This is a genomic window from Arthrobacter tumbae (assembly GCF_016907495.1).
Lineage (GTDB): Bacteria > Actinomycetota > Actinomycetes > Actinomycetales > Micrococcaceae > Arthrobacter_D > Arthrobacter_D tumbae.
Genome location: NZ_JAFBCC010000001.1, coordinates 2,852,047 through 2,870,606 on the forward strand (window position 1 = coordinate 2,852,047; position 18,560 = coordinate 2,870,606).

Consider the following 18,560-nt stretch of genomic DNA (forward strand, 5'->3'; position numbering starts at 1 on the left):
GAAAGGGCGCCGGTCTGTGCTGCGCGGTAGTGTTAACGCCGACTCCCGGGATTCTTCGTGAATTTCGGGCTTTCGTGTTGTCTTTTTCGTGCTCAGCTTCATTTCAAGTTACCCCTGAAGGAACGCCATGGCCCCCTCCGGACCCACCCTCAACGGTCTCCGCGCTGCCCTGCAGGAAGACGCCTCCTTCGCGCGGGTGCGCACCAACGCCTCCCGCCGGATTGCCGACCGCAGTACCGACCTGGAGATCGGCGCCCCCACGGGGCTGCGCGCGGCGCTGCTCGCGGAAATGGTGGATGGGCTGGCGTCGGCCTCAAACGACGACGACGGCGGCGCGTCCGTGGTCGTAGCCGTCACCGCCACAGGGCGGGAGGCAGAAGATCTGGCAGCTGCGCTGCGAAGCTACCTGCCGGCGTCGGGCATTGAAGAGTTTCCAAGCTGGGAGACGCTGCCGCACGAGCGGCTCTCACCCCGCTCCGACACGGTGGGCCGGCGGCTGTCGGTCCTGCGGCGGCTGGCGCACCCGGGCGCCGACCCGATACGGGTCATCACGGCGCCCATCCGCGCCGTCGTACAGCCGCTCGTTGCCGGGCTGGGTGAGCTGGAGCCGGTCACGCTGAAGGTGGGTCAGGAGCGCGGGTTCGACGAGGTGGTCCGCGCGCTCGCCGACGCCGCGTACGCCCGCGTGGACATGGTCACCCACCGCGGCGAGTTCGCCGTGCGCGGCGGGATCATCGACGTGTTCCCGCCCACCGAGGACCACCCCATCCGCGTCGAGTTCTTCGGTGACGAGGTGGACCAGATGCGCTGGTTCGCAGTGGCCGACCAGCGCTCGCTGCCCACCGACGGTGACCGTGGTGCACCCACCGAGCTGTATGCGCCGCCATGCCGTGAGCTGCTCATCACGCCGTCGGTCATGTCCCGTGCCGCGCACCTGAAGGATCAGCTGCCGGCTGCGGCGGGGATGCTGGAGAAGATTGCTGGCGGGATCGCCGTCGAGGGCATGGAGTCGCTGGCGCCGGTGCTGGTTGACGCGATGGTGCCGTTTGTCGGTGAGCTGCCGGCCGGGTCGATTGCCGTCGTCGTCGAGCCGGAGAAAGTGCGCGCGCGCGCCCACGACCTTGAGACGACCAACGAGGAATTCCTCCAAGCGGCGTGGGCAACAGCGTCCGACGGCGGGGCGGCGCCGGTCGATCTGAGCGGCCAACTGGGTGCCGATCTGGAGGCGGCGAGCTTCCGTTCACTGGTTGATACGCGGTCTTCGGCGCTCGCCAATGATGTTGCGTGGTGGTCGGTGACGTCCTTCGGGTCCGATGAGCTGCTGACCGACGTCGACAGTTTCACCGTTGCGGCGCGTGAGCCGCGCGGGTACCAGGGCGACGTCGCCGAGATGATGGAGTTTCTCGGCGGTCGGGTTCGTGACCAGTGGCGGGTGGTGGTCGCGACCGAGGGCCCTGGACCGGCCCAGCGCCTCGCTGAGCTGTTCCACGACGCGGACATTCCGGCGTCGCGCGTTGATTCGCTTGAGCGCTCGCCGCAGCCGGGAATCATCGAAATCACGACGTCCTCGGCGGGCCGCGGGTTCGTGCTTGACGGGTTGAAACTGGGGCTGCTGACCGAAGCGGACCTGCTGGGGAGGACGAGTGCCTCCGGCACCCGCGACATGCGGAAGATGCCCTCGAAGCGGCGCAACGCCGTCGACCCTTTGCAGTTGCGCGAGGGCGACTTCGTGGTGCACGAGCAGCACGGTGTGGCGCGGTTCATCGAGCTGATCCAGCGGTCCACAGGCGCCGGGCCCACCAAGACCATCCGCGAATACCTGGTGCTGGAGTACGCGCCGTCCAAGCGCGGCGCGCCGGGTGACAGGCTGTTTGTGCCGACGGATCAGCTGGACCAGGTGACGCGCTACGTGGGTGGCGATACGCCGGCGCTGTCGAAGATGGGCGGCTCCGACTGGTCGAAGACCAAGAGCCAGGCGCGCAAGGCCGTCAAGGAGATTGCCGGTGAGCTGATCCGGCTGTACTCGGCGCGGATGGCGTCGCGCGGGCATGCGTTCGCGCCGGACACGCCGTGGCAGCGCGAGCTTGAGGAGGCCTTCCCGTACATCGAGACGCCGGACCAGCTGACCACGATCAACGAGGTCAAGGCGGACATGGAGCGCGAGGTCCCGATGGACCGTCTGGTCTCCGGTGACGTGGGCTACGGCAAGACGGAGATCGCGGTGCGGGCGGCGTTCAAGGCTGTGCAGGACGGGAAGCAGGTGGCGGTGCTGGTGCCCACCACGCTCCTGGTGCAGCAGCACTTCGAGACGTTCTCGGAGCGGTTCTCCGGGTTCCCGGTGCGGATTCGTCCACTGTCCCGGTTCCAGACGTCCAAGGAGTCCAAGGAATCGGTGGAGGGGCTGAAGAACGGTTCTGTCGACGTCGTGATCGGCACGCACCGGCTGCTCTCCACCGAGGTACAGTTCAAGGATCTTGGGCTCGTGATAGTGGACGAGGAGCAGCGGTTCGGCGTTGAGCACAAGGAAGCGCTGAAGAAGATGCGGACCAACGTGGACGTGCTGGCGATGAGCGCCACGCCGATTCCGCGAACGCTGGAAATGTCGCTGACCGGGATCCGTGAGACGTCCACGCTGGCGACTCCGCCGGAGGAGCGGCACCCCGTGCTGACGTACGTGGGTCCGTATACGGATAAGCAAACGTCGGCGGCGATTCGCCGCGAGCTGATGCGCGAGGGGCAGGTGTTCTTCGTGCATAACCGGGTGTCGTCGATCGACCGGACGGCGTCGCATATTCAGCAGCTGATTCCGGAGGCGCGGGTCGCCGTCGCGCATGGGCAGATGAGCGAGTCGCGGCTGGAGCAGATCATCGTGGACTTCTGGGAGAAGAAGTTCGACGTGCTGGTGTGTACAACGATCATCGAGACCGGGTTGGATATTTCGAACGCGAACACGCTGATCGTTGACCGGGCGGACAACTACGGGCTGTCGCAGCTGCACCAGTTGCGCGGGCGCGTTGGGCGTGGGCGGGAGCGGGCGTACGCGTACTTCCTGTACCCGTCGGAGAAGCCGCTGGGGGAGGTGGCGCTGGAGCGGCTGAAGGCCGTGGCGTCACACAACGAGCTCGGTGCCGGTATGCAGTTGGCGCTGAAGGACCTCGAGATCCGCGGCGCGGGCAACATGCTGGGCGGGGAGCAGTCCGGGCACATTGCCGGGGTGGGCTTCGACCTGTATATCCGGTTGGTCGGTGAGGCCGTGGCTAACTTCCGCGGCGAGGCTGAGGAGAAGGCCGCCGAGATGAAGATCGAGCTGCCGGTCAACGCGCATCTGCCGCACGATTACGTGCCGGGGGAGCGGCTGCGGCTGGAGGCGTACCGGAAGCTCGCGTCGTGTCTGACCGATGCGTCGATTGACGAGGTGGTCGAGGAGCTTCAGGACCGCTACGGTGACCTGCCGGCGCCGGTGGTGAACCTTGTCGCTGTGGCGCGGTTCCGGGTACGGGCGCGTTCGGTTGGCCTGACGGACGTGGCGCTGCAGGGGAACTTCATCAAGTTTGCGCCGGCCAACCTGCCTGAGTCCAAGGAGATGCGTCTGAAGCGGATGTACCCGGGTGCGTCGGTGAAGCCCGCGATGAATGCGGCGTTGATTCCGAAGCCGAAGACTGCTGCTTTTGGGGGCCGCGACCTCGCGGATGCGGCGATCCTCGAGTGGGCGCAGAACGTGGTGGATGCGGTGTTCGCGCCCTAAACCCCTTCTGGAACTTTTGCGCACCTCCGGTGGGTTCCGAGGGGGTTGAAGCCGCCGGACGTGCGCAAATCTTCCGGGATGGGCCTTGTTTGCGGATTCTTGTTGTCCTTGAGCTACTTGGAGAATTCAGGATTGAAAACTTGAGGAAATCTTCGAACTGAGCATGTCCCCCGTGCAGGACTCTCTTGAGATCAGCCTGCGAGAGTTGCGTCAGAGCAGGAACAAGCAACTCACATCAAAGGGGATCACATCATGAACAAGGTCAAGACTTCCAAGAAGCGCATCGCCATCACCACCGCGGCACTGGTCGCCGTTGGCGGCGGTGCAGCCTTCGCCTACTGGACCTCCACAGGAACCGGCACCGGTGCTGCTCAGACGGGAACGACGGAGCCGTTCACCATCACCAGCACCGCAGCAACCGGCGGGCCGCTGAGCCCGGGCGGTCCGAGCCAGGAAGTCGCCTTCGTGGTCGCTAACCCCGGAACCGGCGTACAGCAACTGAACAACGTCGTTGTGACGGTTGCGAATGCCGACGGCAGCGCCTGGACCTCGGTCGCAGGCTGCTCGGCAGCGGACTACACAGTCGGCACCGTCGCCATCACTGGTGGTGACATGGAGCCCGGTGCCACCAAGTCCGGCACCGTGACGATCAAAATGAACAACCTCGAAACCAACCAAAACGGCTGCAAGGACGCAGACGTTCCACTGTACTTCTCCGCCAGCTAGTTTCCATGGTGTTTGCGGCTCCCGCCGGTCAGTTCTCGCTGTCTGTCGGGAGCCGTTCTTGTACAGTCCAGTTCGCGTTGAGAGAGTCCGATGCCGAGTTCATGCCAGTGCGCAGTGACCGGATCCCGTAGGGGGATTCGGTCACTTCTGTTGGCTTCGGCACGGTGGGCGGGCGGCGGTATCGTCGTTGTGACTCTCTGGTTCACCGCCATCGTCTTAGGCGCGGTTCCGGCCGGTGCCTACTGGCAGGCGAGTGGATCCGGCGCCGCTCTTGCGACCACGGGAACGCTGATGGCGGCGACCGGCGTCGCGGTCCCGGCAACCTCTCATGGAAGCGTTCCAGTCAGCTGGACCGCGTCCGTCGGCACCCCTGCGCCGCAGGGATACTATGTCACCCGCAGCACGACTGGAACCAGTGTGCCGGCCTGCGGCAGCAGCCCGACGGTCTTAATTTCCGGCACGTCCTGCACCGACATCGCTGTACCGGATGGCACACACACCTACATGGTCACGGCGGTCTTCCGGTCCTGGACGGCCGGCAGCGCCCCTAGCGGCACCGTCACCGTGGCCACCGCGAGCAGGCTCGCCTTCGCTGTCGCGCCGTCCAACACCACGGCCGACACCGTGATCGCCCCGCCCGTGAGGGTCAGCCTACGAACATCGACCGGAACGGCGGTGGCGCAGTCCGGCGTTCCGGTCACCCTCGCTCTCGGGGCTAATCCCGGTGGCGGAACCCTTGCCGGAACGTTGAGTGCGTTCACCGATGCTCAAGGGATAGCTACTTTCGCGAACCTTTCCATCGATAAGGCAGGCACCGGTTATACCCTGCTCGCAGCCAGTCCGCAGTTGACCTCTGCGACAAGCAACCCATTCGACATTGCACCGCGCGTTGTGGCATCAAAGATCGGTTTCGTTTCCTCCCCGGTCTCGGGTACGGCGTCCGGCACAGCCAATCTGGGACCCTTCACCGTGCAGCGCCAGGACTCGTTCGGCAATCCCGTTTCTGCACCGGCAGGCGGGACCGTGATCAGTCTTTCCTCTAATTCCACTGGGGTCCGGGTTTTCTCCGGCACTTCCAATGGCGCCTCCGCAACAACGGTCACCATCCCGGCGGGCTCGTCGACGGTCTCCTTCTACTACGGGGACACAAAGGCGGGTATCCCTACGATCACGGCAGCCGGCCCGGGTCTCTCGGGCGCAACCCAAACCGCTACCGTCACCGCTGCGGCAGCAAGCAAAGTTGCCTACACCACCTCCCCGGTCTCGGGTACGGCGTCCGGCACAGCGAATCTGGGCCCGTTCACCGTGCAGCGCCAGGACTCGTTCGGCAATCCCGTTTCTGCACCGGCAGGCGGGACCGTGATCAGTCTTTCCTCTAATTCCACTGGGGTCCGGGTTTTCTCCGGCACTTCCAATGGCGCCTCCGTAACAACGGTCACCATCCCGGCGGGCTCGTCGACGGTCTCCTTCTACTACGGGGACACAAAGGCGGGTATCCCTACGATCACGGCAGCCGGCCCGGGTCTCTCGGGCGCAACCCAAACCGCTACCGTCACCGCTGCGGCAGCAAGCAAAGTTGCCTACACCACCTCCCCGGTCTCGGGTACGGCGTCCGGCACAGCGAATCTGGGCCCGTTCACCGTGCAGCGCCAGGACTCGTTCGGCAATCCCGTTTCTGCACCGGCAGGCGGGACCGTGATCAGTCTTTCCTCTAATTCCACTGGGGTCCGGGTCTTTTCCGGCACTTCCAATGGCGCCTCCGTAACATCGGTCACCATCCCGGCGGGCTCGTCGACGGTTTCCTTTTACTATGGGGACACAAAGGCGGGTATCCCTACGATCACGACAGCCGGCCCGGGTCTCTCGGGCGCAACCCAAACCGCCACCATCACGGCGGCGGCGCCGAAGCGGCTGATCTTCGGACAGCAGCCGACCGACGCACCGAAAGGCGTGATTATCGCGCCCGCAATCACCGCTCTGGTCGTTGATGATTTCGGGAACCAGACCGTCAGTACCGCGCAGGTCACCATCAGCAAGACGTCCAACCAGGGCTCTGTGGGCGGGAATGTGATCGAGAACGCGATCAACGGTGTCGCGACCTTCAACATTTCCATCAGCGGTCCGTCTCAGCAGTACACGCTGGAACTGACATCACCTGGCCTTACTGCCTCGCCACTCAGTAACCCTTTCAGGATCAGTTGATGACCCGCCGGAACAGGACACTCAGGGAACGAATGGGAAGGAGCGTGCGGGATGAATTGCGATGACCTCGCTGCCACCGGGTTCGGCGCAGGGGTGGTCGTACTCTTTGCACTCATCACCGTGGGGGCAGGATTCCTTCTGCTCTTCTATGCGCGTGCACGTCGCCGATCTGCGCGCGTATCCCACGCTGCGATTGCGCTGACGCTGCTGATCCTCTGCAGCGGCTTGGCAGGCGTGGGTGGGTTGCCGACGGCGCACGCAGCACCGTCGGATTGCGCAGGTTCAATGCCGGGGCCCAACGAGGAAGTTCGGGCAACCCAGATCGTGACCATCACCGGTCTCGCACCAGGGGTGGCCCCCGCGCCGATTGAGGGCGTCGTGGTCAATGAAAGCTCCAGCACCAGATACATCGAGGCCGTTACCGTCAGCATCATCTCGGTCACCAAAGCGGTCGGCGCTGCAGCGGGAACGTGTGATGTGACGGACTACAACCTGTTTGACGTGGCGATGCCAGTCGATCGCGTCCTCCGGCCGGCTGAAGCCGCAGAGTTCTCCGGTGCATCAATCGGCTTCAGCAACAAATCCGTCAATCAGGACGCATGCAAGAAAGCCTTGGTCAACCTCCGCTACGATCCGAGCTGACTCGGATAGGTGCCCCGCGCCGAGCGCTGTGGACAGCACGCGCCGTCGTCGTTACCCGGTGGTAAAGTCGTAGCGTCCATGCGGGTCCGACCACCTGTCCCGACGCTATCGATACCCAACGCCGGAACGGCTACACGGGTGCGGCGGGAACCGTTCAGCGCATGGCAGCGAGTAGAAGTATGGAGAACATGTGACCATGGAAACCACGCGCGCCGGAACCACCGTTGCACCGGCGTCGAGGGCCCTGGACGTGATCGGTGGCGATCTCACCGAACGCAGCCTGCGCCGCTACCTGGAGGGAATTCCGGGCGTCGATGCCGTCGGCCTGGAAGCCCGCGCCGCCGCCCTTGGAACGCGCTCGATCAAGACCACCTCGAAGGCCTGGGCGCTGGACACCATCATCCGGCTCACCGACCTCACTACGCTTGAGGGCGCCGATACACCGGGCAAGGTTCGCTCGCTGGTCGCCAAGGCTATGGTGCCGGATCCCGATGACATGTCTACCCCGCGCGTTGCCGCGGTGTGCGTGTACGGCGACATGGTGCCCGCCGCTGTCGAAGCCCTCGGCTCAGCCCACGACGACGGCGCTCCCGGCCGCATCAACGTCGCCGCCGTGGCAACCGCCTTCCCGAGCGGCCGCGCGTCCCGGTCAGTCAAACTTTCCGACACGTCCGACGCCGTTGCCGCCGGAGCCGATGAGATCGACATGGTCATCGACCGCGGCGCGTTCCTCTCCGGCCGGTACGGGCAGGTGTTCGACGAGATCGTCGCCGTCAAGGAAGCATGCAAGCGCCCGGACGGTACCTACGCGCACCTGAAGGTCATCCTCGAAACCGGTGAACTGAACACGTATGACAACGTGCGCCGCGCCTCCTGGCTGGGCATCCTCGCCGGCGGCGACTTCATCAAGACCTCAACCGGCAAGGTCACCCCGGCGGCCACGCTGCCCGTGACGCTGTCCATGCTCGAGGTCGTCCGCGACTGGCACCGGCTCACCGGCGAGAAGATCGGCGTGAAGCCCGCGGGCGGAATCCGTGCCTCCAAGGACGCCATCAAGTACCTGGTCACGGTCGCCGAAACTGTGGGGGAGGAGTGGCTGCAGCCGGACCTGTTCCGCTTCGGTGCCTCCAGCCTCCTCAACGACGTGCTCCTGCAACGCCAGAAGCTCACCAGCGGCCGCTACTCCGGCCCGGCCTACGTCACGATCGACTAAAGGACCTGCCATGAATTTCCTCGACTACGCTCCCGCGCCCGAGTCGGCAGCGATCCTGAACCTGAAGGACGACTACGGTCTCTTCATCAACGGTGAGTTCGTGCCCGGCAACGGCGAGTCCTTCACCACCATCTCCCCGGCCACCGAGAAACACATTGCCACCGTGTCCTGCGCCAACGAGCAGGACGTGGACACCGCCGTCGTCGCCGCCCGCCGTGCGTATGAGAAGACGTGGTCGCGGATGTCCGGTGCCGACCGCGGGAAATACCTCTTCCGTATTGCCCGGCTGGTCCAGGAACGCTCGCGTGAACTGGCCGTCGCCGAGAGCCTCGACAACGGCAAGCCCATCAAAGAAAGCCGCGACGTCGACATTCCGCTGGTCGCAGCCTGGTTCTTCTACTACGCAGGCTGGGCGGACAAGCTCGACTACGCAGGCATGGGCCCCAATCCGCGTTCGCTCGGCGTCGCCGCACAGGTGATCCCGTGGAACTTCCCGCTGCTGATGCTGGCATGGAAGATCGCGCCCGCGCTCGCCGCCGGGAACACCGTGGTGCTCAAGCCCGCCGAAACCACTCCGCTGACCGCGCTGCTGTTCGCTGAGATCCTGCAGCAGGCTGACCTGCCGGCCGGCGTCGTCAACATTGTCACCGGCGCAGGTGCTACAGGCTCAGCGCTGGTCAACCACGCGGACGTGAACAAGGTCGCCTTCACCGGTTCGACGGCGGTGGGCCGGCAGATTGCCCGCTCAACCGCCGGCACGTCCAAGAAGCTCACGCTCGAGCTGGGCGGCAAGGGCGCCAACATCGTGTTCGACGACGCCCCGATTGACCAGGCCGTCGAGGGCATCGTCAACGGCATCTTTTTCAACCAGGGCCAGGTCTGCTGCGCGGGCTCGCGCCTGTTGGTGCAGGAGTCCATTCATGACGACGTTGTGGAACGGCTGAAGGCGCGCCTGTCCACCCTGCGCGTCGGAGACCCGCTGGACAAGAACACCGACGTCGGAGCCATCAACTCCGCGTCCCAGCTGGGCCGGATGCGCGAGCTGTCCGACATCGGTGAGCAGGAGGGCGCCGAGCGCTGGAGCCCCGCGTGCAACCTGCCGTCGGAGGGCTTCTGGTTCCCGCCGACCATCTTCACCAACGTGTCCACCAGCTCCCGGATCGCCCGGGATGAGATCTTCGGCCCCGTGCTGTCGGTGCTGACATTCCGCACGCCTGCCGAGGCGATCGCGAAAGCGAACAACACCCCGTACGGCTTGTCCGCGGGTATCTGGACGGACAAGGGCAGCCGCATTCTGGCGGTCGCGGACAAGCTGCGTGCCGGCGTCGTCTGGGCCAATACCTTCAATAAGTTCGATCCGGCCTCGCCCTTTGGCGGGTACAAGGAATCGGGCTATGGGCGTGAGGGTGGCAAGCAAGGGCTGCACGCGTACCTGGCGCCGACTGCTTCCAAGGGAGTTAACCGATGAGCCGTCTGGCCGTTCCCAAGACCTACAAGCTGTATGTCGGCGGGAAATTCATCCGGAGTGAATCCGGGCGCGTGTACGAGGTTGCCACCACGAAGGGGAGCTTTTCGGTGAGTTCAGTCAACGCCGCGAAGGCTTCCCGGAAGGACGCCCGCGACGCCGTCGTGGCCGCCCGCGGCGCCGTCAGCGGCTGGTCCGGGACCACCGTCTACAACCGTGGGCAGGTGCTGTACCGGATCGCGGAGATCCTGGACGGGCGCCGTGCGCAGTTCGCCGAGGAGATCGCAGCGTTCGAGGGCGTCTCGCTCTCCACAGCGACCGCGCAGGTGGACGAAGCGATTGACCTGTGGGTCTGGTACGCCGGCTGGGCCGATAAGTATGTGCAGGTCGCTGGCAACGGTAACGCCGTCTCCGGTCCGTTCTTCAACCTGTCGGTGCCGGAACCCACGGGCGTGGTGGCGGTCATCGCACCGCAGGGCGCCGGGGTTCCCGGCTCGTTGCTCGGCTTTGTCCGCGCGGTGGCGCCGATCCTCGTGAGCGGGAACACCGTCGTCGTCATTTCCAGTGAGAAAGCGCCGCTTGCCGCGCTGAGCCTCGGCGAGGTCTTCGCGACCAGTGACGTGCCGGCCGGCGTCGTCAATATCCTGAGCGGATCGCCGGCGGAGATTGCTCCGTGGCTGGCCGCGCACGCCGACGTCAACGCACTGGACCTGCTCGGCGCCGGCGAGCTGGAATGGGTGGACCTGCAGATTGCTGCCGCGGACACCCTGAAGCGCGTGCTTCCTCCGGAACAAGGGCCCGACGCCGGTGCCCCCTCCCTTGAGCGCATCAAATTCTTCACGGAGACCAAGACGGTGTGGCACACGAAGGGTCTGCTCTAACCCTTTTGGGCCTTTGCGCGGTTCCTCCATTCCGTTACTCTGTCCCACTGAATCGCGGTATCCGGTGGGAATGTCTAGACATTCCCACCGAATGGGCGGATTCAGTGGGACGGTGCGGACTGTCCCGCTGAACGCGCGAGTTTGCCGGGATCGCCTCCAGGACGAAGTACGGAGAGCTTCTTCGCAGCCTTCACGAAAGGACCACCACAATGCCGCAGTTCGCCATCCTCATCTATGCAGACGAGTCCCTCCATGCTGTCGACGCAGCAGAGGCCGAACTCGAAGAGAACGACCGGCACGCGGAGGATCTTTCAGCGTCAGGCACCATGGCGCTCGCTTATGCCCTGACTCCCCGAGCTGATGCGGTGTCCATCCGACGGGACAGCACAAGCGGTGGACCGTTTGTCGAAGCCGAACAGCTCGTAGCAGGCTTCTATGTCATAGAGGCTCCCGATCTCGATGCTGCTGTGGCAATCGCCCGCTTGAATCCAGCGGTCCGCACTGCCACCGGCGGCGTCGAAGTCCGCCCCGTACACAGCGGGGGCATCACCGCGAATAGCTAGGTGGAGGCTCTGAGCGGCTCGAGGGCGGACAGGATGAGGTCGAGGCCGAAGATGAACTCCTCCGCCGGGTCGTAGCCGGCAGCGAGGAGCGCCGCGGCGGACTCGTTGAGGTAGGGGAACTCGCCGGGAGGAAGTTGGGGCAGGTAGACGTCCTCGCCCATGTCCGCGAACTCATCGGCGGTGTCGAACGGCAGGCTGGCTTCCTGCAGTGCGTAACCGTAAACAAGGCTGTCGATCAACCAGTTGGCGTGCGTCGCCATCAAGACCGGGAAGCCAGCACCCCGCAGGCAGGCGGTGACCGCTTCGTGGTGGCGGAGGTTCGCGGGCCCCGGCGATGTCCGGGACTCCATCAGGCCGATCGCCCACGGGTGGCGTGCGAGAACCTCTCGGGCGGATACCGCCCGCCGTCGCATCGCCGACTGCCAGTCGGTCTGCTCGGGTGGGAGCTCGATCTCCTCGAACACAATGTCGATCATGGCATCCAGCAACTCATCCTTGCTCGCCACGTAGTGGTAGAGCGACATCGCCCCCGCGCCCAGCGCACCAGCCAGCCGGCGCATGCTCAGTCCGTCGACCCCCTCGCTGTCGGCAAGCCGGACCGCCTCGACCACCACCCGCTGCTTGCTGAGCCCCGCGCCTGACGCGACCTGACGTTGTTCCTTCGTGGACACAGGTCTCCTTTCCAAGAAGCTTGACAATAGTACATCGTACGATCACTCTATACCGTACAGCGTACAGCGTACGACGTACGGTGTCGGGCAGCGAGAGTCGCAGTTCGGACGCGAGGAGGCTTCTGTGGGAATCGAACAGCAATCGAAGGCCGGTGCACCTTTGGTGCCGGGGGCGCATCCGGCCGGGGCGGCGATGATGCGGGCCGCCGTCCAGCGCCGCTACGGCCCGCCCTCAGTGCTCGACGTGTCCGAGGCCGGGGTGCCGCTGCCCGGCGGAGGCGATGTGCTCGTCCAGGTGGGCGCAGCCTCGGTACATCCCGGCGACTACTTCGTCCTGACCGGTGAACCATACATGGTGCGCCTGGTCTTCGGGCTCCGTCGGCCGCGCCACGGCATCCCGGGCATGGACCTCGCCGGCGTGGTGGCAGCGGTCGGGAAGGATGTGAGCGATCTTTGTCCCGGCGACAAGGTGTTCGGCTGGAGCACGGCTGGGGCGCTCGCTGAGTACGCCTGCGTCCCGGCGAAGAACCTCGTTCCCATGCCTGCAAACCTGTCGGTGGTGGAGGCGGCTGCGGTACCCACCTCGGCCATGACGGCGTTGCAGGCATTGCGCGACATCGCGCACGTCCAGCCGGGCCAGACCGTGCTGGTCACGGGCGCGTCGGGCGGCGTGGGCTCCTTCGCCGTACAAATCGCCAAGGCGTTTGGCGCCGAGGTGGCGGGGGTGTGCAGCGCCCGCAACGTCGACCTGGTCCGGTCGCTTGGTGCCCACCACGTCATCGACTACACGAGGACCGACTTCACGAGCGCCGATTTGACCCGCACCGGGACGCGCTACGACGTCATCCTCGACAACTTGGAAGCCCAACCCCTGGCGGCTGTGCGCCGAGCGCTGACGCCCACCGGCACTCTCATCCCCAACAGCGGACGCGGCGGCCGTTGGATCGGCCCCCTCGGTCGGATCGTCAAAGCCCGCGTGCTGTCCGGGTTTACCCGTCAGCGCCTGAGGCCTTTCACATCGCTCGGCAAGCGCCAGGACCTGCTCACCCTGGCCGATTTGATCACGACCGGCCAGGTCACGCCCGTCATCGACCGCACCCACCCCCTCGAGGAAGCCGCCGACGCCCTCCGCTATGTCGGGGCCGGCCATACCCGAGGGAAGGTCGTGATCACCGTCTGACGACCGGACCGACGAGAACGACCCACCCCGTGCGTATGCGCGCCCAGACCTGCCGCCACTCCGGCGGACGGACCGCTCCTCCCGAAAGAAAAACCGATGACCATCCGAACGCACACCCCGAAACTGCTCGACAACCCGCCGGTCCCGGTGCAGGCCAAGCTCGCGGCGGCTTGGGGCACCCTTGCCTTCCTCATCCTCTACATCGACTACTTCCACCTCTACCAGCCCGGCGCCATCGACCAAATCCGGGGTGGCGAAATCTTTATACTCGACATCAGCGGGGGATTGATGTCCATCTTCTTCGTGATCATCCTGATCCCGGGCTCGATGATCATGCTCTCCACCACGCTGCCCGCCCGGGTGAACCGCGCCACGAACCTCGTCGTGGCATCGCTGTACACCCCCTTGCTGGTGTTCAACGCGGCTGGGGCGACCTGGGACTACGCCTTCTACTACGCCCTCACCATCGGAATCGAGTTGTTGATCGTGGCCTTCATCCTGCGCTCCGCCTGGACCTGGTCACGCATTCCCGCCGTCCCGTCCGGTCCCACGACGACCGACCTTCGCCAAGAACTTCGACAGTAGATACCCTTCGGGGCTCTGGTTGATTAGTACGTTGTACGATACTCTTTCCAGTACAACGTACTGATCAGCGGTCTCGAGATACGAGGACCAACACATCATGAGTACTCAACCCGGCGGATCCACTCCGCAACCCCATGCGCCCATCGACAAAATGAGTCCGGCGCACATGCTCTCAATCATCGTTGGAGACCTGCTCGGCGCGGGCTCCCTTATTGTCTTCGCCAACTCCGGGCCCGTGCTGGCCGGCCTCTTGATGCTGGTGGCCGGGCTGGCACTCATCATCCTCGGGGCGGCCGGGCTGGGCAGCAGAATGAGCGCGGTTCCCGCCATGGCGAGTCTCAATGCAGGGATCCGTCCAGACACAGACTCGAACGCAAGTTATCCCGCACGGCTCGAGGGTCAGTTGGACCCCAACCTGACCCGGTGGATGTGGCTCTTCAAGTGGCTGCTGGCCATCCCGCACTACATCGTGCTGGCTTTCCTGTGGGTTGCCTTCATCGTGGTGACCGTCGCTGCCGGAATCACCATTCTGTTTACGAGCCACTATCCGCCGTCACTGTTCCGCTTCAACGTTGGTGTTATGCGTTGGCACTGGCGGGTGGCGTTCTACGCGACCGGGGTCATGGGTACGGATAACTACCCACCCTTCACCCTCGCCCGCACGGGCTATCCGGCCACCTTCGACGTGGAGCAGCCGGCCAAACTCTCCCGGTGGCAGGTGCTGGTGAAGTCCTGGCTTTTCGCACTGCCGCACCTGATCATCGTCGGCCTGCTTACCGGCAGCGTCTGGAGTTCCACGGCCGACGGCGGCACTAACGGAATGTCCCTGCTGGGACTTCTGGTTTTCATCACCGCGGTGATCCTGCTGTTCACGGGCGTGTACCGGATGGGACTGTTCAACCTGATCATGGGCATCAACCGCTGGATGTACAGGACCATCTCCTACACAGCCCTCATGTCCGACGACTACCCGCCGTTCCGGCTGGACCAGGGCCCGCAGGAGCCACCTATTCGCACGGCCGTCGCACTGTAGGCCGAGAAGGGAACCTCTAGAACGGGTGCAGCAGCCGGTGCACGAACCGCCGGGTCCGTTCCTCCCTGGGGTTGCGCAGCACAGTCTCGGGCGGGCCGTGCTCAACCACCACGCCGCCGTCCATGAACACCACTTCGGTGGCCACCTCGCGGGCGAAGGCAAGCTCATGCGTGACGAGAACCATGGTCCAGCCCTCGTCGGCGAGCTCCTTGATCACCGAGAGCACCTCGCCCACCAACTCGGGATCAAGGGCGGAGGTTGGCTCGTCGAACAGCAGCAGCGTGGGCCGCAGCGCCAACGCACGGACAATGCCCACACGCTGCTGCTGGCCGCCGGACAACTCGTGCGGGTACTGGTCCTTCTTCTCCGCGAGACCTACGCGGCCCAGCAGCTCCTCGGCGTCGCGGACTGCCTCCGCCTTCGGCCGGCGCTGGACCTGCACCGGGCCCTCGATCACGTTCTCGAGCACCGTCTTGTGCGGGAAGAGATTGTAGTGCTGGAACACCATGGCGCTCCGGTCCCGCAGCGCCGCGAGCTCCCGCTTGGGCGCGCCTGCACCGAAGTTGACCACGGGGCCACCGTCAAAGGTGATGCGTCCGGCGTCGGGAATTTCCAGGCCGTTCAGGGAACGCAGCACCGTGGTCTTGCCGGATCCGGACGGACCGACGAGCGCCACCACGCCGCCTGAGGCGACGGACAGGTCAATCGAGCGCAGCACCTCGTTCTTCCCGAAGGACTTCCGGAGCCCCTCGACGGTCAACACCGGCCCGGATGAACCCGTGGGTGGCAGATCAGTGCGCGACATAGCGGTCCAGCCTCTTCTCGATTCGGGACTGTCCGGCCGAAAGGACCAGACAGAAAACCCAGTACACGGCCGCGGCCTCAATGTAGAGCAGCATGAATTGCTGGCTGAATGCGGCGATTTCCTGGGCCTGGCGGAACAGCTCGGTCACCAGAATGAGTGACGCCAGCGAGCTGTCCTTCACCAGCGAAATGAACGTATTCGACAGCGGCGGCACCGACACCCGGGCCGCTTGCGGCAGGATGATGCGCCGCAGGGTGAGGGTGCGGGACATGCCGATGGTGTGCCCGGCCTCCCACTGGCCGCGCGGAACGGAGAGGATCGCAGCCCGGATGATCTCGGCAGCGTAGCCGCCCACGTTGAGGGAGAACGCGATGATGGCGCTCGGCCACGGCGGAATGGTGAGTCCGATCGACGGCAGGCCGTAGAAGATCACGAACAGCTGCACCAGCAGGGGAGTACCGCGGATCACGGAGACGTACGCCCGGCCGATCCCGGAAGCGATCCTGTTGCTGCTGAGCCGCATGAGCGCGACCAGCAGCGCCAGCACGAGCCCCAGGGCCATGGACGCCAGTGACAGGGGAATGGTGCCGGTCAGGCCGCCCTGGATGAGTGGCCAGAGCGAGGTCAGGGCCAGATCCCAGTCAATGTCCATAAGTTCCTACGCTATCCCAGAGGCTGATTATGAGTCGGTGCCGTTCACGGCGGCCGTTCCCGGCGAGAAGGTGCCGTTCGCGGCAGAGCAGTCCGCACACGCAAACGGCGAGCACCGCGGAGGCTGCGTGCCTCCCGACCGGTGCCCGCCGTCGTCGTACTGGTTACTCTGCGCTGACGTCTTCGCCGAAGTACTTCTCGGAGATTTCGGCCAGCGTGCCGTCGGTGCTGAGCTCCTCGAGAGCTGTGTTGACGGCTTCGACCAGGTCATCGCTGCCCTGGCGGAAAGTCAGCGCGCTGCGGGACTGATCTTCGGTCTCCGCGACGACCTTGATGGCCTCGTTCGGGGTGGACTTCTGGTAGTCGAGGAAGGTCAGCTCGTCGTTGATGGTGGCGTCAACACGGCCCTGCTCAAGGAGGGTGACCGACTGCGCCCAGCCTTCAACGGCCTCGACCTGCGCGCCGCTTTCCTGCGCCAGTTCGTACCAGTTGCTGGTCAGCGACTGCGCGGTCGTCTTACCCTCGAGGTCCTCGAAGGAGGCAATTTCGCTGTTGTCAGCGGAGGTCACGATGACGCCGTTGCTGTAGGTGTACGGCTCCGAGAAGGCGTAGGCTTCCTCGCGCTCCGGGGTGATGGAGACCTGGTTGGCGATGACGTCGAAGCGCCCGGCCTCCAGGCCGGCGAAGATGGCGTCCCACTGGGTCTCTTCGAACTCAGCCTCAACGCCGAGCTTCTCCGCGACGGCGCTGATGACCTCGACGTCATACCCGGTCAGCTCGCCCGCGCCGCCCTCGTGGTAGGTGAACGGCTTGTAGGTGCCCTCGGTGCCGACGGTCAGCACGCCCGACTCCTGGATCTCAGCGAGGGTGGTGCCGCCGGCGGACTCGCTGGCGCCGCCGGAAGCGGATTCGGTGGAGGCGGAGGAACCGCAACCGGCAACCGCAAGGACGATGGCGGTAGCGGCGCCGAGCAGCGGAAGACGGCGAGAAATCATGGAGGTATCCTTTGACGCTTGAACGGAAAGCTTGAATGAAATGCCCGGGTGAGGGAGCTATCCATTCCAGCAGTCGACGGCGCGTGCTTATTCCCCCGCGTCACATTACGTAACATACGGTGACGGCAGCCCGGACACGCAAAAAGGGGCCCGCCGCAGCGGACCCCTCACGACGAAAAGCGCGGCGTTAGGCCTTGCGGTCGCCCTTTGCCATCCGGGGGCCGGAGTCGGAACGGCCCATGATGGTCTGCGGAATCCAGAACGCCAGGAAGAAAAGTGTGAGGCACACCGCAAACGGCCATACGTTGGTGCGCTCGAAAAAGGTGAGCGAGTAGATGGATCCGGCGAAGAGGATGAACATCACAACGAAAGCGAGAGCGTTCTGAAGGCCATGGCCCTCACCGGAGTGCTCGGGGCGTCTGTTGCCTTGGTCGCGGGTCTTGCTTACCGGGTGTGCCATGAGTCTCCTCGATCTGATGCGTGGCGTATCTCCGTCGATTCTAGCGTTACCGGCGGGGTTGTGCGGGCGGCGTCGCGCCGCGCTGGCCTAGCGTCTGCCGGGCGTTGGGCCGCCCTCAACCCACGATCAGCTTCACCGCAAGAGCCAGCATCACCACGCCGATCACCACGTCCACCACCCGCCAGGTCCGCGGACTTTTCAGCACGCCGGAGAGCGCGCGGGCCCCGTAACCGAGGGCGCAGAACCAGATAGTGCTGCCGACGACGGCGCCCGCCGCGAACACCCACCGGCTTCCCTCTCCCTGCTGGTTAGCCAGGCTTCCCAGCAGGACGACGGTGTCCAGGTAGACGTGCGGGTTGAGGTAGGTCAGCGCAAGGGTAGTGGCGACCACCGAGCCGCGGCTCCGCGGCGCCTCTGCGGTCAGGGCAGCCGGCTTCAGCGCCGAGCGGAAGGAGCGGACGGCAAACCAGGTCAGATACGCCGCTCCGCCGTACCGCAGGATGTCGAGGACGGCGGGGAACTGCGAGACCAGCGCGCCGATCCCGGCTGTGCCGCCGAGGATCAGGGCCGCGTCGCTGACGATGCATAGCGCCACCACAGCTCCCACGTGTTCGCGTCGGATGCCCTGCCGCAGCACAAACGCATTCTGGGCCCCGATGGCAATGATGAGGGCAAGCCCCGTCAGCAGGCCTGTGCCCCAGATACTCAACATGGCGTCAACGCTATTCACTGGGGACAGTGTA

At 65.2% G+C, this 18,560-nt stretch carries 17 protein-coding genes; 11 read left to right on the plus strand and 6 right to left on the minus strand.

Annotation, left to right across the window (positions count from 1 at the left end):
- Window positions 1–127 precede the first annotated feature (127 nt).
- From mfd to JOD47_RS13610, 8 genes are all read left to right on the plus strand, one after another.
- Entirely contained in the window at window positions 128–3,745 is a 3,618-nt protein-coding gene (gene mfd / locus JOD47_RS13575) for a transcription-repair coupling factor (RefSeq protein ID WP_204534966.1), read from the plus strand.
- Window positions 3,746–3,997: 252 nt separating this feature from the next.
- Window positions 3,998–4,471, plus strand: coding sequence for a hypothetical protein (locus tag JOD47_RS13580; protein WP_204534967.1), 474 nt, complete (start codon window positions 3,998–4,000; stop codon window positions 4,469–4,471).
- Window positions 4,472–4,621: 150 nt separating this feature from the next.
- A complete protein-coding gene (locus tag JOD47_RS13585; RefSeq protein WP_204534968.1) occupies window positions 4,622–6,673 on the plus strand; it encodes a beta strand repeat-containing protein in 2,052 nt (683 codons plus the stop codon).
- Between the two features lie 51 nt (window positions 6,674–6,724).
- On the plus strand, window positions 6,725–7,315 hold the full coding sequence (locus tag JOD47_RS13590) for a hypothetical protein (protein WP_204534969.1): 591 nt from the start codon (window positions 6,725–6,727) through the stop codon (window positions 7,313–7,315).
- A 196-nt stretch (window positions 7,316–7,511) separates the two neighbouring features.
- On the plus strand, window positions 7,512–8,528 hold the full coding sequence (deoC, locus tag JOD47_RS13595) for a deoxyribose-phosphate aldolase (RefSeq protein WP_204534970.1): 1,017 nt from the start codon (window positions 7,512–7,514) through the stop codon (window positions 8,526–8,528).
- A gap of 10 nt (window positions 8,529–8,538) precedes the next feature.
- Window positions 8,539–9,996, plus strand: a complete 1,458-nt coding sequence (locus tag JOD47_RS13600) for an aldehyde dehydrogenase family protein (RefSeq protein WP_204534972.1) — start codon at window positions 8,539–8,541, stop codon at window positions 9,994–9,996.
- Complete coding sequence (locus JOD47_RS13605; RefSeq protein WP_204534973.1) at window positions 9,993–10,874, plus strand: aldehyde dehydrogenase family protein; 882 nt, start codon at window positions 9,993–9,995, stop codon at window positions 10,872–10,874. The genes JOD47_RS13600 and JOD47_RS13605 overlap by 4 nt, the downstream gene beginning before the upstream one ends.
- 209 nt (window positions 10,875–11,083) lie before the next feature.
- Window positions 11,084–11,437, plus strand: coding sequence for a YciI family protein (locus JOD47_RS13610; protein ID WP_204534975.1), 354 nt, complete (start codon window positions 11,084–11,086; stop codon window positions 11,435–11,437).
- Here JOD47_RS13610 and JOD47_RS13615 read toward each other — a convergent pair.
- A complete protein-coding gene (locus JOD47_RS13615) occupies window positions 11,434–12,108 on the minus strand; it encodes a TetR/AcrR family transcriptional regulator (protein ID WP_204534991.1) in 675 nt (224 codons plus the stop codon). The two genes, JOD47_RS13610 and JOD47_RS13615, sit on opposite strands and share 4 nt — an antisense overlap.
- A 124-nt stretch (window positions 12,109–12,232) precedes the next feature.
- On the opposite strand from JOD47_RS13615, the gene JOD47_RS13620 reads away from it, so the two are divergent.
- From JOD47_RS13620 to JOD47_RS13630, 3 genes are all read left to right on the plus strand, one after another.
- Window positions 12,233–13,288: an NAD(P)-dependent alcohol dehydrogenase gene (locus JOD47_RS13620; RefSeq protein WP_204534993.1), complete on the plus strand. Its 1,056-nt coding sequence runs from the start codon at window positions 12,233–12,235 to the stop codon at window positions 13,286–13,288.
- Window positions 13,289–13,384: 96 nt separating this feature from the next.
- Window positions 13,385–13,873, plus strand: coding sequence for a DUF6326 family protein (locus tag JOD47_RS13625; RefSeq protein ID WP_204534995.1), 489 nt, complete (start codon window positions 13,385–13,387; stop codon window positions 13,871–13,873).
- A 97-nt stretch (window positions 13,874–13,970) separates the two neighbouring features.
- On the plus strand, window positions 13,971–14,906 hold the full coding sequence (locus tag JOD47_RS13630; RefSeq protein WP_204534997.1) for a DUF4389 domain-containing protein: 936 nt from the start codon (window positions 13,971–13,973) through the stop codon (window positions 14,904–14,906).
- A 16-nt stretch (window positions 14,907–14,922) separates the two neighbouring features.
- Here JOD47_RS13630 and JOD47_RS13635 read toward each other — a convergent pair whose 3' ends face one another.
- The 5 genes from JOD47_RS13635 to JOD47_RS13655 all read right to left on the minus strand — a co-directional run bounded on the left by JOD47_RS13635 (window position 14,923) and on the right by JOD47_RS13655 (window position 18,529).
- Entirely contained in the window at window positions 14,923–15,711 is a 789-nt protein-coding gene (locus JOD47_RS13635; RefSeq protein WP_239548109.1) for an amino acid ABC transporter ATP-binding protein, read from the minus strand.
- Window positions 15,698–16,363: an amino acid ABC transporter permease gene (locus tag JOD47_RS13640; RefSeq protein ID WP_204534999.1), complete on the minus strand. Its 666-nt coding sequence runs from the start codon at window positions 16,361–16,363 to the stop codon at window positions 15,698–15,700. Before JOD47_RS13640 ends, JOD47_RS13635 begins: the two co-directional genes overlap by 14 nt.
- A gap of 163 nt (window positions 16,364–16,526) precedes the next feature.
- Window positions 16,527–17,357, minus strand: coding sequence for an amino acid ABC transporter substrate-binding protein (locus JOD47_RS13645; protein WP_204535001.1), 831 nt, complete (start codon window positions 17,355–17,357; stop codon window positions 16,527–16,529).
- Between the two features lie 187 nt (window positions 17,358–17,544).
- Window positions 17,545–17,817 (minus strand): hypothetical protein, encoded by a 273-nt coding sequence (locus JOD47_RS13650; protein WP_204535003.1) that lies wholly within the window; start codon window positions 17,815–17,817, stop codon window positions 17,545–17,547.
- Between the two features lie 115 nt (window positions 17,818–17,932).
- Entirely contained in the window at window positions 17,933–18,529 is a 597-nt protein-coding gene (locus tag JOD47_RS13655) for a LysE/ArgO family amino acid transporter (RefSeq protein WP_204536738.1), read from the minus strand.
- Window positions 18,530–18,560: the final 31 nt, after the last annotated feature.

Bases quoted from the DNA above. Each gene is read 5' to 3' on its own strand.
- JOD47_RS13590 (WP_204534969.1), top strand. From the start codon at position 6,725: ATGAATTGCGATGACCTCGCTGCCACCGGGTTCGGCGCAGGGGTGGTC.
- JOD47_RS13610 (WP_204534975.1), top strand. From the start codon at position 11,084: ATGCCGCAGTTCGCCATCCTCATCTATGCAGACGAGTCCCTCCATGCT.
- JOD47_RS13580 (WP_204534967.1), top strand. From the start codon at position 3,998: ATGAACAAGGTCAAGACTTCCAAGAAGCGCATCGCCATCACCACCGCG.
- JOD47_RS13640 (WP_204534999.1), bottom strand. From the start codon at position 16,363: ATGGACATTGACTGGGATCTGGCCCTGACCTCGCTCTGGCCACTCATC.
- JOD47_RS13605 (WP_204534973.1), top strand. From the start codon at position 9,993: ATGAGCCGTCTGGCCGTTCCCAAGACCTACAAGCTGTATGTCGGCGGG.
- JOD47_RS13625 (WP_204534995.1), top strand. From the start codon at position 13,385: ATGACCATCCGAACGCACACCCCGAAACTGCTCGACAACCCGCCGGTC.
- JOD47_RS13635 (WP_239548109.1), bottom strand. From the start codon at position 15,711: ATGTCGCGCACTGATCTGCCACCCACGGGTTCATCCGGGCCGGTGTTG.
- JOD47_RS13655 (WP_204536738.1), bottom strand. From the start codon at position 18,529: ATGTTGAGTATCTGGGGCACAGGCCTGCTGACGGGGCTTGCCCTCATC.
- deoC (WP_204534970.1), top strand. From the start codon at position 7,512: ATGGAAACCACGCGCGCCGGAACCACCGTTGCACCGGCGTCGAGGGCC.
- JOD47_RS13600 (WP_204534972.1), top strand. From the start codon at position 8,539: ATGAATTTCCTCGACTACGCTCCCGCGCCCGAGTCGGCAGCGATCCTG.
- mfd (WP_204534966.1), top strand. From the start codon at position 128: ATGGCCCCCTCCGGACCCACCCTCAACGGTCTCCGCGCTGCCCTGCAG.
- JOD47_RS13650 (WP_204535003.1), bottom strand. From the start codon at position 17,817: ATGGCACACCCGGTAAGCAAGACCCGCGACCAAGGCAACAGACGCCCC.
- JOD47_RS13630 (WP_204534997.1), top strand. From the start codon at position 13,971: ATGAGTACTCAACCCGGCGGATCCACTCCGCAACCCCATGCGCCCATC.
- JOD47_RS13645 (WP_204535001.1), bottom strand. From the start codon at position 17,357: ATGATTTCTCGCCGTCTTCCGCTGCTCGGCGCCGCTACCGCCATCGTC.